The 15,412-nt window shown below is 39.1% G+C and carries 8 protein-coding genes and 6 tRNA genes; 1 reads left to right on the forward strand and 13 read right to left on the reverse strand.

What is annotated here, in order from left to right; all coding sequences use genetic code 11:
- Window positions 1–9: 9 nt before the first annotated feature.
- The 3 genes from fusA to rpsL form a co-directional block, all read right to left on the reverse strand.
- Entirely contained in the window at window positions 10–2,103 is a 2,094-nt protein-coding gene (fusA, locus tag ON15_RS04210) for an elongation factor G (RefSeq protein WP_010580238.1), read from the reverse strand.
- Between the two features lie 119 nt (window positions 2,104–2,222).
- On the reverse strand, window positions 2,223–2,693 hold the full coding sequence (gene rpsG, locus ON15_RS04215) for a 30S ribosomal protein S7 (protein WP_010580239.1): 471 nt from the start codon (window positions 2,691–2,693) through the stop codon (window positions 2,223–2,225).
- A gap of 34 nt (window positions 2,694–2,727) precedes the next feature.
- Window positions 2,728–3,141 (reverse strand): 30S ribosomal protein S12, encoded by a 414-nt coding sequence (gene rpsL, locus ON15_RS04220; protein ID WP_010580240.1) that lies wholly within the window; start codon window positions 3,139–3,141, stop codon window positions 2,728–2,730.
- A gap of 242 nt (window positions 3,142–3,383) precedes the next feature.
- Here rpsL and ON15_RS12280 point away from each other — a divergent pair, with 242 nt between their 5' ends.
- Window positions 3,384–4,064, forward strand: coding sequence for a prepilin peptidase (locus tag ON15_RS12280; protein WP_026049478.1), 681 nt, complete (start codon window positions 3,384–3,386; stop codon window positions 4,062–4,064).
- A 50-nt stretch (window positions 4,065–4,114) separates the two neighbouring features.
- Here the strand turns inward: ON15_RS12280 and rpoC are convergent, their stop codons facing one another.
- The 10 genes from rpoC to ON15_RS04275 all read right to left on the reverse strand — a co-directional run bounded on the left by rpoC (window position 4,115) and on the right by ON15_RS04275 (window position 15,333).
- Window positions 4,115–7,780 carry a DNA-directed RNA polymerase subunit beta' gene (gene rpoC, locus ON15_RS04230; protein WP_010580242.1) on the reverse strand — a complete coding sequence of 1,222 codons (3,666 nt, stop codon included), beginning with the start codon at window positions 7,778–7,780 and terminating at the stop codon, window positions 4,115–4,117.
- Window positions 7,781–7,813: 33 nt separating this feature from the next.
- Window positions 7,814–11,425 (reverse strand): DNA-directed RNA polymerase subunit beta, encoded by a 3,612-nt coding sequence (gene rpoB / locus ON15_RS04235; RefSeq protein ID WP_141567387.1) that lies wholly within the window; start codon window positions 11,423–11,425, stop codon window positions 7,814–7,816.
- Between the two features lie 242 nt (window positions 11,426–11,667).
- Window positions 11,668–14,133 (reverse strand): ATP-dependent Clp protease ATP-binding subunit, encoded by a 2,466-nt coding sequence (locus tag ON15_RS04240; RefSeq protein WP_010580244.1) that lies wholly within the window; start codon window positions 14,131–14,133, stop codon window positions 11,668–11,670.
- Window positions 14,134–14,150: 17 nt separating this feature from the next.
- On the reverse strand, window positions 14,151–14,618 hold the full coding sequence (locus ON15_RS04245; protein WP_010580245.1) for a CtsR family transcriptional regulator: 468 nt from the start codon (window positions 14,616–14,618) through the stop codon (window positions 14,151–14,153).
- Window positions 14,619–14,755: 137 nt separating this feature from the next.
- Window positions 14,756–14,829 (reverse strand) — tRNA-Pro (locus tag ON15_RS04250).
- 73 nt (window positions 14,830–14,902) lie between these two features.
- Window positions 14,903–14,976 (reverse strand) — tRNA-Arg (locus ON15_RS04255).
- A gap of 7 nt (window positions 14,977–14,983) precedes the next feature.
- Window positions 14,984–15,069, reverse strand: a tRNA-Leu gene (locus ON15_RS04260).
- A gap of 19 nt (window positions 15,070–15,088) precedes the next feature.
- Window positions 15,089–15,160: transfer RNA gene (locus tag ON15_RS04265), tRNA-Gly, on the reverse strand.
- Between the two features lie 7 nt (window positions 15,161–15,167).
- Window positions 15,168–15,243: transfer RNA gene (locus ON15_RS04270), tRNA-Thr, on the reverse strand.
- Between the two features lie 5 nt (window positions 15,244–15,248).
- Window positions 15,249–15,333 (reverse strand) — tRNA-Leu (locus ON15_RS04275).
- Between the last annotated feature and the right edge of the window lie 79 nt (window positions 15,334–15,412).

Raw genomic sequence — 15,412 nt, forward strand, 5'->3', positions numbered from 1 at the left:
TTTTTATTTTTAACTAGCATTCCCGCCATTTTTCTTAATAATTTCTTCTTGAATTGATTTTGGCACTGGTTCATAATGATCCATCGTCATAGTAAATGTACCACGACCTTGAGTTGCAGAGCGTAAAGTTGTAGCATAGCCAAACATTTCAGCAAGTGGAACAAATGCTTTTACCATTTGAGCATTTCCCCGGTTTTCCATTCCTTCAACACGACCACGACGAGCAGTTACATGTCCCATAACATCACCCAAATAATCCTCAGGTGTTACGATTTCCACCCGCATGATTGGTTCAAGGATTACAGCACCAGCCACTTTAGCAGCGTTTCTCAAAGCTAATGAAGCTGCAATCTTGAATGCTGCTTCACTTGAATCGACTTCGTGATAACTACCATCATAGAGCTTAGCCTTCACATCAATCAGCGGATAGCCAGCCAAGACACCATTTTTCATTGCTTCTTTTAAACCAGCCTCAACCGCTGGAATATATTCACGCGGAACAACACCACCGACAATTGCATCTTCGAATTCAAAGCCCTTGCCTTCATCATTTGGTGTAAACTCAATCCAAACATCACCATATTGACCTTTACCACCAGACTGATGAACAAACTTACCTTGAACTGAAACTTGTTTGGTAAAGGTTTCACGATAAGCAACTTGCGGCTCACCAACTCTAGCATCAACTTTGAATTCACGCCGCATCCGATCAACAATAATATCCAAATGCAACTCACCCATGCCGGCAATTAAAGTTTCACCAGTTTCAGGATTAGTTTCAGCCTTAAAGGTTGGATCTTCTTCAGCCAGTTTTTGTAAAGCCACATCCATTTTATCTTGATCAGCTTTAGTTTTGGGCTCAATTGATACTTGAATAACTGGATCTGGGAAATCCATTGACTCAAGAATCAGCGGATGATCAACATCCGTTAAAGAATCACCAGTTGTAGTTGCCTTTAAACCAATCGCGGCAGCAATATCGCCTGAAAATACTTCTGGAATTTCCTTCCGATGATTCGAATGCATTTGCAGTAAACGACCAACACGTTCACGTTTATCTTTTGTAGCATTCAAAACATAAGAGCCGGATTCAAGTGTTCCTGAATAAACTCTAAAGAAAGTCAGCCGCCCAACAAATGGATCAGTTGCAATTTTAAAAGCTAAACCAGCAAATGGCTTATCATCACCAGCCGTCAATTCAACTTCTTCGTTAGTATCGGGATCAGTTGCTTTATAAGGCTTAACATCTAATGGGGAAGGCAAATAGTCATTCACCCCATCCAACATCATCTGGACACCCTTGTTTTTGAAAGCTGATCCAGCAAAAACTGGATATAACTCCAAATTCAAGGTTGCTTTACGAATAGCAGCTTTCAATTCTTCAACAGAAATTTCTTCACCGCCAAGATATTTTTCCATAATATCATCATCAACGTCGGCAATTTCTTCAATCATTTTTTCACGACGTTTCTGAGCTTCCGCTTTATATTCGTCAGGAACATCGATTGTGTCCCATTTTGAGCCAAGTTTATCTTCATCATAAACATCGGCTTTCATTTCAACTAAATCAATTACCCCTTCAAAATTGTCCTCAGCACCAATCGGCATCTGAACTGCCACCGCATTAGCCTGTAAACGATCATGAATTGTATTAACTGAATAATCAAAGTCCGCGCCGATCTTATCCATTTTATTAACAAAAACAATTCTTGGAACAGAATATGTTGTTGCCTGGCGCCAAACATTTTCAGTTTGAGGTTCAACCCCAGATTGTGCATCTAAAACAACAACTGCTCCATCAAGTACACGCAGCGAACGTTCTACTTCAACCGTAAAATCAACGTGTCCTGGAGTATCAATGATGTTAATTCGATGATCGTGCCATTGAGCGGTTGTTGCGGCAGATGTAATTGTAATGCCCCGTTCTTTTTCCTGAGCCATCCAGTCCATTTGAGAATCACCATCATGAGTTTCTCCAATTTTGTGAATTTTACCAGTATAGTACAGGATGCGTTCGGTTGTTGTCGTTTTACCTGCATCAATATGAGCAACAATCCCAATGTTACGTGTTTTTTCAAGCGGAAATTCACGTTTATTAGCCATTTTTGAGAATTTCTCTCCTTTCAGAATTATGACCAATTTCAAAAAACCAATTGTAGTTTCTTAAAAAAATGACTACTATAAGGATTTACCCAAACCATATAATAGCCATTTACTAAAAATTACCAACGATAATGTGCAAATGCTCGGTTTGCATCTGCCATTTTATGTGTATCTTCACGTTTTTTAACTGAAGCACCAGTATTATTCGCTGCATCGATAATTTCTTTTGCTAATCTTTCTGGCATTGTATGTTCGCCGCGAAGACGAGAATAGTTTACAATCCAACGCAAGCCTAATGTTGTTCTTCTGTCAGGACGAACTTCAATTGGGACTTGATAGTTAGATCCACCAACACGCCGAGCACGAACTTCAAGCACTGGCATAACATTTTTCATGGCTTCTTCAAAAACATCCAATGGTTCATTACCAGTTTGTTCTTTAATTAAATCAAAAGCTTGATACAAAATTTTTGAAGCTGTTCCACGTTTGCCATCGATCATTAAATGGTTGATCAAGCGCGTAACCAATTTAGATTTGTAAATTGGATCTGGGAGCACTTCACGTTTTGAAACTGCACCTTTTCTTGGCATTTAAATAACCTCCTAATATTCCTTTTTAACTCGATTACTTCTTTGGTTTCTTAGTACCATACTTCGAACGACCTTGTTTACGATCAGTAACACCGGCTGTATCCAAAGCACCACGAACAATATGATAACGAACACCAGGAAGGTCTTTAACACGACCACCACGAATCAAAACGACACTATGTTCCTGTAAATTATGTCCAATTCCCGGAATATAAGCAGTAACTTCGATCAGGTTTGACAATCGAACACGAGCATACTTCCGTAAAGCTGAATTAGGCTTCTTTGGGGTCATAGTTCCGACACGAGTAGCTACTCCACGTTTTTGTGGTGCAGGATTATTAGTCTGAATTTTGTTATAACTGTTGTAACCGAAGTTTAAAGCAGGCGAATTTGACTTAGAAGTCTTTGACTTGCGCCCCTTACGAATCAACTGATTAATTGTTGGCATCTAATGCTTCTCCTCCTAATATTTTTTCTAATTTAAGTACACACATCCAGGCGGTTCATTTTTTACAAAAAATAAAAGCCCAAACGTACTATGAATGCTAACGTTCCACAGTCAGCATGTTCCGCACAGTACGGAAGAACTGTTCACATAAAGCACCTTGACTAGGTTACCACGATATATAAAAGTTTGTCAACCTAAATTGTTTCTTTATTTTGCGTATTTATCCGTTGGAGGCGGAAAATATGATTATAACTTGTTTATGCTTTGTCTTAGGTTGCTGCTGGGGATCCTTTTTCTGGTGTTCACATTGGCGAATGCAACAACAGCTTTCTTTAAAAATTAAGCGATCTTTCTGTGACCATTGTCAGCATCAATTAAGTTGGTTTGAATTGATCCCGCTGCTCAGCATTATTATTTTGCGTGGCAAATGTCGTTATTGTCAACAACGGATTGCTTTTAACAGTACATTTTGTGAATTTTTTTTTGGAATAGATTTTTTCTTGCTCAGTTCTAACTATCATAATTCACTAAAACTTATTTTGATTTGCTTGCTTGTTTGTTGGAGCAGTTGGTTGGCGCTCGAAGATTGGCATACAATGATGGTCTCAGCATTCATCCTTTGGACAGGAAATTTATGTTTTTTGTTAGTTTCACTAGTCGTCAATAAATTTCATTTTCAAAGCTTTGATCTTACTTGTTTTCTTTTTATCATTCTTAGCTTCTTCGTTCTTAATCACTGGCTTGGCAGCGCTGATCTAATTTTCTTAATTACTATTTATTATTGCATCGGTTTCGATAAAATATTATTTTTACTTCTGCTTGCCTCATTAGGAGGAATAATTTATTGTTGGTATTTTCATAAGAATAAAATTCCTTTTTTACCGCTACTTGTATTAAGCCTGCAGATTGTTTTGATTCTTTAAAAAAAAACTCGGCTAGTTAAAATAGCCGAGTTTAAAAATTATTTTATTATTTATTTAGATGCTGGATCAGTTTTAGCTGATTCTGCATTTTTCATTTGCTGTTCGATATCAGAAATTGAGTAAACATTTTGGGAAACTCCGCCGATCTCTTTGGGCTTAATTTGGCGATAGAGTGGCATTCCAGTCCCAGCTGGAATCAATTTACCAATAATAACATTTTCTTTCAAACCAATCAATGGATCATTCTTTCCACGAATTGCCGCATCTGTCAGAACGCGGGTTGTTTCTTGGAAGGAAGCAGCTGATAAGAAGCTATTAGTTTCCAGTGAAGCTTTAGTAATTCCTAATAAAACCGGACGAGCTGTGGCTGGAATCGCACCTTTAATTATAGTATCACGGTTACGATCTTTAAAATCATTGATATCCATTAAAGTACCAGGCAATAAGTCCGTATCTCCTGGATCCATAACTCGGATTTTACGTAACATTTGTCGAGCCATAACTTCAATATGCTTATCAGCAATTTCAACACCTTGCATCCGGTAAACTTTTTGGACTTCACGCAAGATATAATTTTCAGTTGATAGAACATCACGAACTTTGATTAATTCTTTAGGGTCAATTGAACCAACTGTCAATGGATCACCACGATGAACCTGATCACCTTCAGCTACTTTCAAGACAGCTGTAAATGGCAAACTATACTTTCTTGTATCAGTTTCGCCTTTGACAGTTACAGTCTTTGTGCGCTCAGCTGGGTTTTCTTCAACTGAATCAATTACACCAGTAACTTCAGAAATCTTAGCCAAACCTTTAGGATTACGAGCTTCAAAAATTTCCTGCACACGAGGCAACCCTTGTGTAATATCATCACCGGCAACCCCACCAGTATGGAAGGTCCGCATGGTCAACTGTGTACCAGGCTCACCAATTGATTGGGCAGCAACAGTCCCAACTGCTTCACCAACTTCAACTTGATCGCCGGTTGCCATATTGCGACCGTAGCATTTCTCACAAACACCGTGACGTGTATTGCAAGTAAAGGCTGATCGAATTGTAACTTTTTTAACTCCGGCATCAATAACTGCTTGAGCTTTGTCCTCATCAATCATTTTATTTGCTGGCACGATCACTTCACCAGTTTTTGGATCTTTAACAGTTTTCATTGCGTAACGGCCCAAAATTCGATCATAAAGTGGCTCAATCATTTCATTGCCTTCTTTGATGGCAGTCACATCTAAACCACGATCTGTTCCGCAATCTTTTTCACGAATGATAACATCCTGAGCCACATCAACCAAACGTCGAGTTAAATAACCTGAATCAGCAGTCTTCAGGGCAGTATCTGTCATACCCTTACGCGCACCGTGAGTAGAAATAAACATTTCCATCACTGATAGTCCCTCACGGAAGTTAGAAACAATCGGCAATTCCATCGTTTTACCATTAGGAGCAGCCATCAACCCACGCATTCCAGCTAGCTGGGTAAAGTTCGAAATATTGCCACGAGCTCCAGAATCAGACATCATTTGAATCGGGTTCTTTGGATCCATGTTTTGAACTAATTTATCTTGAATCTGGTCTTTAGCATTATTCCAAATAGCAATTACACGATTATACCGCTCATCTTCAGTAATTAAACCACGCCGAAATTGTTTAGCAACTGTTGCAACTTCTTTATGCGCTTGCTCAATAATTGCTGGTTTTTCTTTCAGATCCGTTACATCAGCCATTCCAACTGTTAAGCCAGAACGAGTTGATTCATAGTAACCTAAATCTTTAATTCGATCCAAAAACTTCGAGGTTTCAGTCACTTTAAATTTCTTGTAGACTTGAGCAATAATATCACTCAGAAAGCCTGCTTTAAATGGCCCAACTAATGGTTGACTTGCCAAAAATTGGCGAATATCAGTTCCTAATTCCAAAAAATATTTATCTGGAGTTTGAACGGTTAAATTTTCTTCGGTTGGTTCATTTAAATAAGGAAAATCTTTCGGTAAGATTTCATTAAAGAATGCCTTACCAACCGTCGTAACCATTACCCGTTGTTTTTGCCAATCTGTGAATGGTTTTCCACTAGCTGCTAATGATGAAGTTTGTAAACCAATTCTTGTATGCAAATGGACATAATTATTTTGATAAGCCGTCCGAATCTCATTAACATCTTTAAAAATCATGCCTTCGCCTTCACGATCAGCTTCTTCAACAGTCATATAATAGTTGCCAATAACCATATCCTGTGAAGGAGTAACGATTGGTTTACCATCCTTTGGAGCCAAAATATGATGGGCAGCCAACATTAACAAGCGGGCTTCAGCTTGAGCTTCATCAGAAAGTGGTACATGAATCGCCATCTGGTCACCATCAAAATCAGCATTATAAGCTTCACAAGCCAAAGGATGCAATCTCATTGATTTTCCATCAACCAACCTTGGTTCAAAAGCTTGGATTCCCAAGCGATGCAAAGTAGGTGCCCGGTTTAATAATACCGGATGTTCTTTAATAACTTCCTCAAGAACATCCCAAATATCTTCATCACGTCGTTCAAGTTTTCGCTTGGCATTCTTAATATTTGATGCCATTCCACGTTTAACAAGCTCTTTCATCATAAATGGTTTGAACAATTCCAAAGCCATTTCATGTGGGATACCCATTTCGTTCATCTTAAGTTTTGGTCCAACATCAATAACTGAACGTCCGGAGTAATCAACACGTTTGCCCAACAAGTTTTGGCGAAAACGGCCCTGCTTACCTTTTAACATATGTGACAATGATTTTAATGGACGATTCCCTGGTCCAGTTACTGGACGTCCGCGACGACCATTATCAATCAACGCATCTACCGCTTCTTGTAGCATCCGTTTTTCGTTTTGAACAATGATTCCAGGTGCATGCAGATCTAGTAAACGTTTCAATCGATTATTTCGGTTAATTACCCGCCGATATAAATCGTTCAAATCGGAAGTGGCAAAACGGCCACCTTCTAGTTGAACCATTGGCCGCAAATCTGGTGGAATCACTGGAACTGCATCCATTACCATCCATTCAGGTTTGTTTCCAGATTTTAAGAAAGCTTCCAAAATATCCAAACGACGAACTGCCCGTGTTCGCTTTTGTCCAGTTGCTTCTTTTAATTCTTCTTTCAGTTCAGTGCATTCTTTTTCGAGATTAACATCTCTCAATAATGTTCGAACAGCTTCGGCACCCATCCCGGCCTTAAATTCCTGACCGTACTTTTCACGTTTTTCACGGTATTCACGTTCAGTTAAAAGCTGCTTTTTTTCAAGTGGTGTATTCCCTGGCTCGGTTACCACATATGATGCAAAATAAATAATTTCTTCCAGTGCCCGGGGACTCATATCCAAAACTAAGCCCATCCGACTCGGAATTCCTTTAAAATACCAAATATGAGTTACAGGTGCAGCTAATTCAATATGTCCCATCCGCTCACGGCGAACTTTTGAGCTAGTAACTTCAACACCACAACGATCACAAACAATTCCTTTATAGCGGATTCGTTTGTACTTACCGCAAGCACATTCCCAATCTTTAGTTGGGCCAAAAATTCTTTCGTCAAACAAACCGTCTTTTTCAGGTTTCAAAGTACGGTAATTGATGGTTTCAGGTTTCTTTACTTCCCCATAAGACCAGCTGCGTATTTTATCGGAAGAAGCTAAACCAATCTGCATGCTGTCAAATTTATTGACATCGATCAAAAAGACCGACCTCCTTTTTTGTTATGCTCAAATCTAATTTTCTGTCTTTGTTTCTGGATCATTCTCACTGCTTTTGGAGGAATCATCAGCTTGAGCTTGTTCCTTCTTGGCAGCTTGTTCTTTAGCTAGTTTGCTTAACGCATCAACATTCATTACATCGTCTTCATCGTCATCCATATCGCGCAGTTCGATTTCATGCTTATCAGAATCAAGAACCTTCATATCTAAGCCAAGCGATTGTAATTCCTTAACTAAAACGCGGAATGATTCTGGAACACCTGGTTTTGGAATTGGCTCGCCCTTGACGATTGCTTCATATGTCTTGACCCGTCCAACAACATCATCTGATTTATAAGTCAAAATTTCCTGTAAAGTATAGGCAGCACCATAAGCTTCAAGCGCCCAAACTTCCATTTCACCGAAACGCTGGCCACCAAATTGGGCTATACCACCTAAAGGCTGCTGTGTAACTAATGAATATGGTCCAATTGAACGAGCATGAATCTTATCATCAACCATATGAGCTAATTTCATGTAATACATAACACCAACTGCAATCCGATTATCAAACGGGTCACCAGTTCGACCATCATAAAGTACGGTCTTACCATCACTATCTACTCCTGCTTCTTTCAAAGCTGCCCAAATATCACTATCACGGGCACCATCAAAAACCGGAGAAGCTACATGGATTCCCAATTTGCGAGCAGCCATTCCTAAATGTAGATCCAGAACTTGTCCAATGTTCATACGTGAAGGAACACCCATTGGACTTAACATAATATCAATTGGCGTACCATCTGGCATAAATGGCATATCTTCTTCTGGAATCACAATCGAAACTGTCCCTTTATTTCCATGTCGACCAGCCATTTTATCACCAACTTGAATCTTGCGTTTTTGAGCAATATAAACACGGACCATCATATTAACTCCCGGAGCAAGCTCATCGCCGGCTTCACGCGTAAATATTTTGACATCTTGAACAATACCGCCGCCGCCATGAGGAACTCGTAATGATGTGTCACGAACTTCACGAGCTTTTTCACCAAAAATTGCATGCAACAAACGCTCTTCAGCTGATAACTCCGTAACACCCTTTGGAGTGACTTTACCAACCAAAATGTCACCATCATGCACTTCAGCCCCAATTCTGACAATTCCAAATTCATCAAGGTCTTTCAAAGCATCTTCGCCGACATTAGGAATCTCACGCGTCATTTCCTCAGGACCCAGTTTAGTATCACGAGCTTCAGATTCATGTTCTTCAATATGAATCGAAGTGTAAACATCATCTTTGACTAACCGTTCACTAATAGCAATCGCATCTTCAAAGTTATAACCATCCCACGTCATAAAGGCAATCAATGGATTTTGCCCTAACGCTAGTTCTCCGCCTTCCATTGAAGGACCATCAGCCAAGATTTCATCATTATCAACATGATCACCGACATTAACTAGTGGACGCTGATTATAGTTCTTACCACCATTTGATCGACGGAATTTCATTAATTTATATTTATCGAGCGTACCGTCATCTCGGCGAACCCGAATTTCACGCGCATCGACATATTCAACGGTACCATCATGTTTACTAATCAAGGCAACCCCTGAATCATGAGCCGCTTTGTATTCGATACCAGTTCCAACCAATGGTGCATGAGGATCAATTAACGGCACCGCCTGACGCTGCATGTTAGCACCCATCAAGGCTCGGTTAGAGTCGTCATTTTCCAAAAATGGAATACATGCTGTTGCGACCGCGACAACTTGTTTAGGTGAAACGTCCATATAATCAACTTTATCAACTGATATTTCAATGTTATTGCTCTTGCTCCGTGCCATAACAACGTCATTAACAAATGAACCATCATCATTCAGCGGTGAGTTTGCTTGAGCAATAACATAATTATCTTCTTCATCGGCCGTTAAGTAATCAATTTTATCAGTAACTTTATGCGTTGTCCAAGAAACACGGCGATATGGAGTTTCGATAAAGCCATATTTATTAACTCGCGCATAGGTTGACAGACTGTTGATCAAACCAATGTTAGGGCCTTCGGGTGTTTCAATTGGACACATTCGACCATAATGCGTGTAATGAACATCACGAACTTCATAGCCTGCACGATCACGTGTTAAACCACCAGGTCCTAAAGCCGAAAGACGACGCTTATGGGTCAATTCGCCTAATGGATTAGTTTGATCCATAAACTGTGACAGTTGTGAACTGCCAAAGAATTCTTTAATTGAAGCTACAACCGGACGAATATTGATCAACTGCTGCGGAGTAACGGTTGCAGTATCTTGGATTGACATTCTTTCACGAACAACCCGTTCCATCCTTGACAAACCAATTCTAAATTGATTCTGTAATAATTCACCAACGCAGCGAATCCGCCGATTGCCTAAGTGATCAATATCATCAGTTGTTCCAATACCCTCTTGTAAATCAAAGAAATAGTTCATTGAAGCAATAATATCAGCTGGCAAAATATGTTTGTATTTTAAATCAATATTGCCATTACCAATCACATTGACTACTTTTTCAGGATCATTTGGTGAATAAACCTTGATCACTTGAATAATCATCGGATTAGTAACCACACCTTCATCTGAAGGTTGGAAAGTATAAGTCTTAAAATCTTTTCGTGTTAAATAAGGAGCTAGTTTATCCATAACTTGCTTATCTAAGACTGTGCCCTTTTTAACGATAATTTCCCCAGTATCTGGATCAGCTAATGTTTCGGCAATGGTTAGATCCAGTAAACGAGTCTTAAGATTAAGTTTTTTATTGATTTTGTAACGACCAACTGGTGCCAAATCGTAACGTTTTGGATCAAAGAAACGAGCAGTCAATAAACTGCGGGCACTGTCAGCTGTTTTAGGTTCACCAGGGCGTAAGCGTTCATAGATATCCTTTAGTGATTCCTCAACACGTGAATCTTCCTCGTTTTTATGAACATCTTTTTCCAAAGTCAGCATTAAACTGTCGCTTTGCCCCATCAATTTAACAATTTCATCATCAGAACTAAAGCCAAGTGCTCTAATCAATTCTGTCAGTGGAATCTTGCGTGTCCGGTCAATACGAACATAGGCAATGTTTTTGGCATCTGTTTCATACTCAAGCCAAGCCCCACGATTAGGAATTACTGTTGTTCCATAATTCGTACGTCCGCTTTTATCCATTTCGGCATTATAATAGACTCCTGGTGAACGAACTAATTGCGAAACAATGACCCTTTCAGCCCCGTTGATAATAAAGGTTCCTTGTTCAGTCATTAAAGGAAAGTCCCCAAAGAAAACATCTTGGGACTTAATTTCACCAGTTTCATGGTTAATTAAATTCAAAGTAACATGCAGCGGTGCCGAGTAATTAGCATCATGTTGCCGAGCTTCCTCAACACTGTATTTTGGTTTCAATAACTGATAGTCGACAAATTCTAATGATAAATTGCCGGCGAAGTCTTCAATTGGCATGATATCTTCAAAGACTTCCCTTAGACCTTCATTCATAAACCAATTATAGGAATTGGACTGAATTTCGATCAAGTTCGGCAGTTCAAGAACTTCCTTGATTCGTGCATAACTTCTGCGGGTCCGATGTTTCCCGTATTTAACAATATGTCCTGCCAAGTTGTTCACCTCTTAAAATATTTCTGTGAATTCCCCTTAATATTACATTTTGATTACATTTTAAAAAAATAACAAATTTAGGGCAAAAAAAACCAAAAACAGTTCTTCTTGCAATTAAGCAATCCACTATTTTTGCTTTTCTCGATGATAGTTATGGACAATAGATCACAACTACCCGATAATTCACAGATTTTACTGTCTTAGGTTACTATTTTTTTCTTTGATTGTCAACCATTATCATTAATTCAACTTCATTTTTGACTAACTGCCGACTTTTTCAGATCTTGCTTGCTCTCTTTAACGTTAATCACAATCTTACCTCTGCTAGCTCCGACTGAAACCACACTACCAACTTTAATCTGTCCAGTGATCAACATTTCACTTAGTTTATCCTCAACTTCAGTTTGTAAAGCCCGTCGAATTGGCCGAGCGCCATATTCAGGATCGAATCCCTTTTCAGCTACCAAATCAATTGCTGCTGGAGTAATTTTAATTTTAACATTTTGCTCCCGCACACGATCTAAAACCTCTTTAGCCATCAATTTAACAATTTGATGCAATTCATCTTTATCTAATTGATGGAAAATAATTGTCTCATCGATGCGGTTTAAGAATTCAGGACGAAAAGTTTGCTTTAGAACTTCTTTAATTTTTGTCGACATAGCTTGAAAATCATTTTGAGTATTTTTTCTGCTAAAGCCGACCTGCTTTTCATCGCGTAAAGCCGTTGCGCCTAAGTTTGATGTCATAATAATGATCGTATTTCGAAAATCAACTTTCCGACCCTTGGAATCAGTTAGATAACCATCATCTAAAACTTGCAGCAAGATATTAAAAACATCTGGATGAGCCTTTTCGATTTCATCAAACAAAACAACTGAATATGGATGTTGACGAACCTTTTCGGTCAATTGCCCGCCTTCGTCATAACCAACATATCCTGGTGGTGAACCAACTAAGCGACTGGTGCTGTACTTTTCCATATACTCACTCATATCGATTCGAATAATCGCATTTTCAGAACCAAACATCGCTTCTGCCAAAGCTTTAGCTAATTCCGTTTTACCAACACCTGTCGGGCCTAAAAACATAAAAGAACCAATTGGCCTATTAGGATCTTTTAATCCACTGCGAGCCCGCCGAATAGCACGTGAAACAGCCGAGACAGCTTGTTGTTGACCAATAACTCTTTGATGCAAAATCTTTTCTAACTCAATCAAACGTGTTGTTTCACTCTTATTCATTTGGGTTACTGGAACCCCAGTCCATTCAGAAACAACTTGTGCAATATCTTCAGCTTCAACGGCATCTTGATAATCACCAGCAGCTTGTTTTTCCCTTAGTTGTTCAATGTTTTTACGCAAACTTAATTCCCTCTTGCGAATTGCAGCTGCATCTTCAAAACGTTCCTCTGTTAAAGCAGACAATTTTTCAATTGATAATTGGTGAAGTTCATCTTTTTTTGCAGTCAATTTTTTAGCTGATCCCGAATGATTAATATGAACTCGGGCAGACGCTTCATCCATCAGATCGATCGCTTTATCAGGTAAAAAGCGATCAGAAATATATCTAACACTTAAAGTTACCGCAGCTTGTAAAGCACTATCTTTAATCTTTAATTGGTGATGCGCTTCATAACGTGGCCGCAAGCCCTGAAGAATTTTTAATGTATCACTAGCAGAAGGCTCAGCAATCATAATTTTTGCAAAGCGTCGTTCCAAAGCTGAATCAGATTCAATATATTTTTGAAATTCATCAAGCGTTGTTGCACCAATAACCTGTACTTCTCCGCGAGCTAAAGCGGGTTTTAAGATATTTGAAGCATCAATTGCCCCTTCAGCACCTCCAGCGCCAATTAAGGTATGCAACTCATCAATAAATAAAATCACATGACCATCATCATAAATTTCATCAATAATTTTTTTAACTCGATCTTCGAACTCGCCACGATATTTAGTTCCAGCAACTAATGAGCCCATGTCTAAAACCATAACACGTTTATCAGCTAGATTTTCAGGAACCTCACCATTAATGATTGCTTGAGCTAAACCCTCAGCAATTGCCGTTTTCCCAACTCCAGGTTCACCCAGTAACACTGGATTATTTTTTGTACGTCGACTTAAAACCTGAATAACGCGTCTAACTTCTTTTTTTCGTCCGATAACCGGATCAATTTTTTCTTCTGCTGCTAGTCGAGTCAAATCACGAGCTAAAGAATTTAAAGTTGGTGTTCCAGCGGACTTGACCTTATTTTTAAGATTTTTCTTCAATTGCGTTTCACTAAAGCCTAATTTATGAAAGATTGTTTGCCGCAACTGTTTGATATCAACATTTAAGCTTTCTAAGATCCTGACTGAGAGCAGTTCATTATCCTTGATCAAAGCTAACAATAAATGCTCAGTGCCAATTTTCGGAGCATTCATTCCCTGCGCCTCTTCACTGGCAAGTGATAGAATCTCTTTCGCCCGGGGAGTATATGGTAAATAAGCTTTTGTCTTTTTTAGATCGCCATAGCCGGTCAAACGCTCTATTTCTTCGCGAACATCGGTTTCAGTAATCACAAACTGCTTTAACACTTTACCAGCAATCCCATTTTTTTCGATTGCCAAAGCTAGCAACAAGTGTTCTGTTCCAATTGCTTGGTGACGAAAATCTTTTGCTTGTTTCTGTGCAATAAATAAGACTTGTCTTGCACTTGGAGTAAATAAATTTTCCATAAACCTAACCCCACTTTCTAATCATCATATTTCAAACGATTTAGGATGTTTTTCATTATACGCGCTCTCAACATATTCTCAAGTTTACAGTCAGCCAAATTTAAAGTTTTCTTGTCAATAATAGCTAAAATTAAATTTGCTTCCGATCTAGTTAAAACCTCAGCTTGAAATAGGCTTTTGATCATTTGAAAAGCATCTTTAAAACTTATACTTTCCCCGACAATTGAAATCAGTTCATCAAACACATCGTAATCATCAACAAAATTTATTTTTTCAATTCGGATATACCCGCCACCACCACGCTTACTACGAACAATATAACCATTTTGAACATTAAACCTAGTATTAATTACGTAATTTATCTGCGAAGGTACACAATTAAATAATTGAGCCATCTCTGAACGTTTGATTTCAATTTCATCTGATTCCGCCAAAATACTTTTTAAATACTTTTCAATAATATCGGAAATATTCTGACTTTGCATCCAATCATCCTTTTAAATTTGACTAATATTGACTATTGATATTGATTATTATTATACGGTAAAAAAAGATAATTGCAAAAATTTTAATCTACAAAAAAATCCTTCGTGATTAACGAAGGACTTTTTTGAAGTATAAATCGGGAAAACAGGATTCGAACCTGCGACCCCTACGTCCCGAACGTAGTGCTCTACCAAGCTGAGCTACTTCCCGAATTCACTACATAATGAAATGATAGACGAAAAACAGCGAAAACCTTGAGAATTACTGAGCCACTTTCCGATACTGCACCCAGTAGGAGTCGAACCTACAACCTTCTGATTCGTAGTCAGACACTCTATCCAATTGCGCTATGGGTGCAAAAAAATGCCGAGGACCGGAATCGAACCGGTACGGTAATCACTTACCGCAGGATTTTAAGTCCTGTGCGTCTGCCAGTTCCGCCACCCCGGCATAATAATAAACTGGCACAAGCGGAAGACGGGATTCGAACCCGCGACCCCCACCATGGCAAGGTGATGTTCTACCACTGAACTACTTCCGCATAAATATGGTGCCGACTAGACGATTTGAACGCCCGACCCCCTGATTACAAATCAGATGCTCTACCAACTGAGCTAAGTCGGCAAATATGGTGCGGGTGAAGGGATTTGAACCCCCACGTCTTTCAACGCTAGAACCTAAATCTAGTGCGTCTGCCAATTCCGCCACACCCGCAAAATTGACTTATGAGTCGTGACAGGCTCGAACTGTCGACCCTCTGATTAAAAGTCAGATGCTCTACCAACTGAGCTAA

The organism is Liquorilactobacillus vini DSM 20605, from assembly GCF_000255495.1.
In the GTDB taxonomy this organism is placed as follows: Bacteria; Bacillota; Bacilli; order Lactobacillales; family Lactobacillaceae; genus Liquorilactobacillus; species Liquorilactobacillus vini.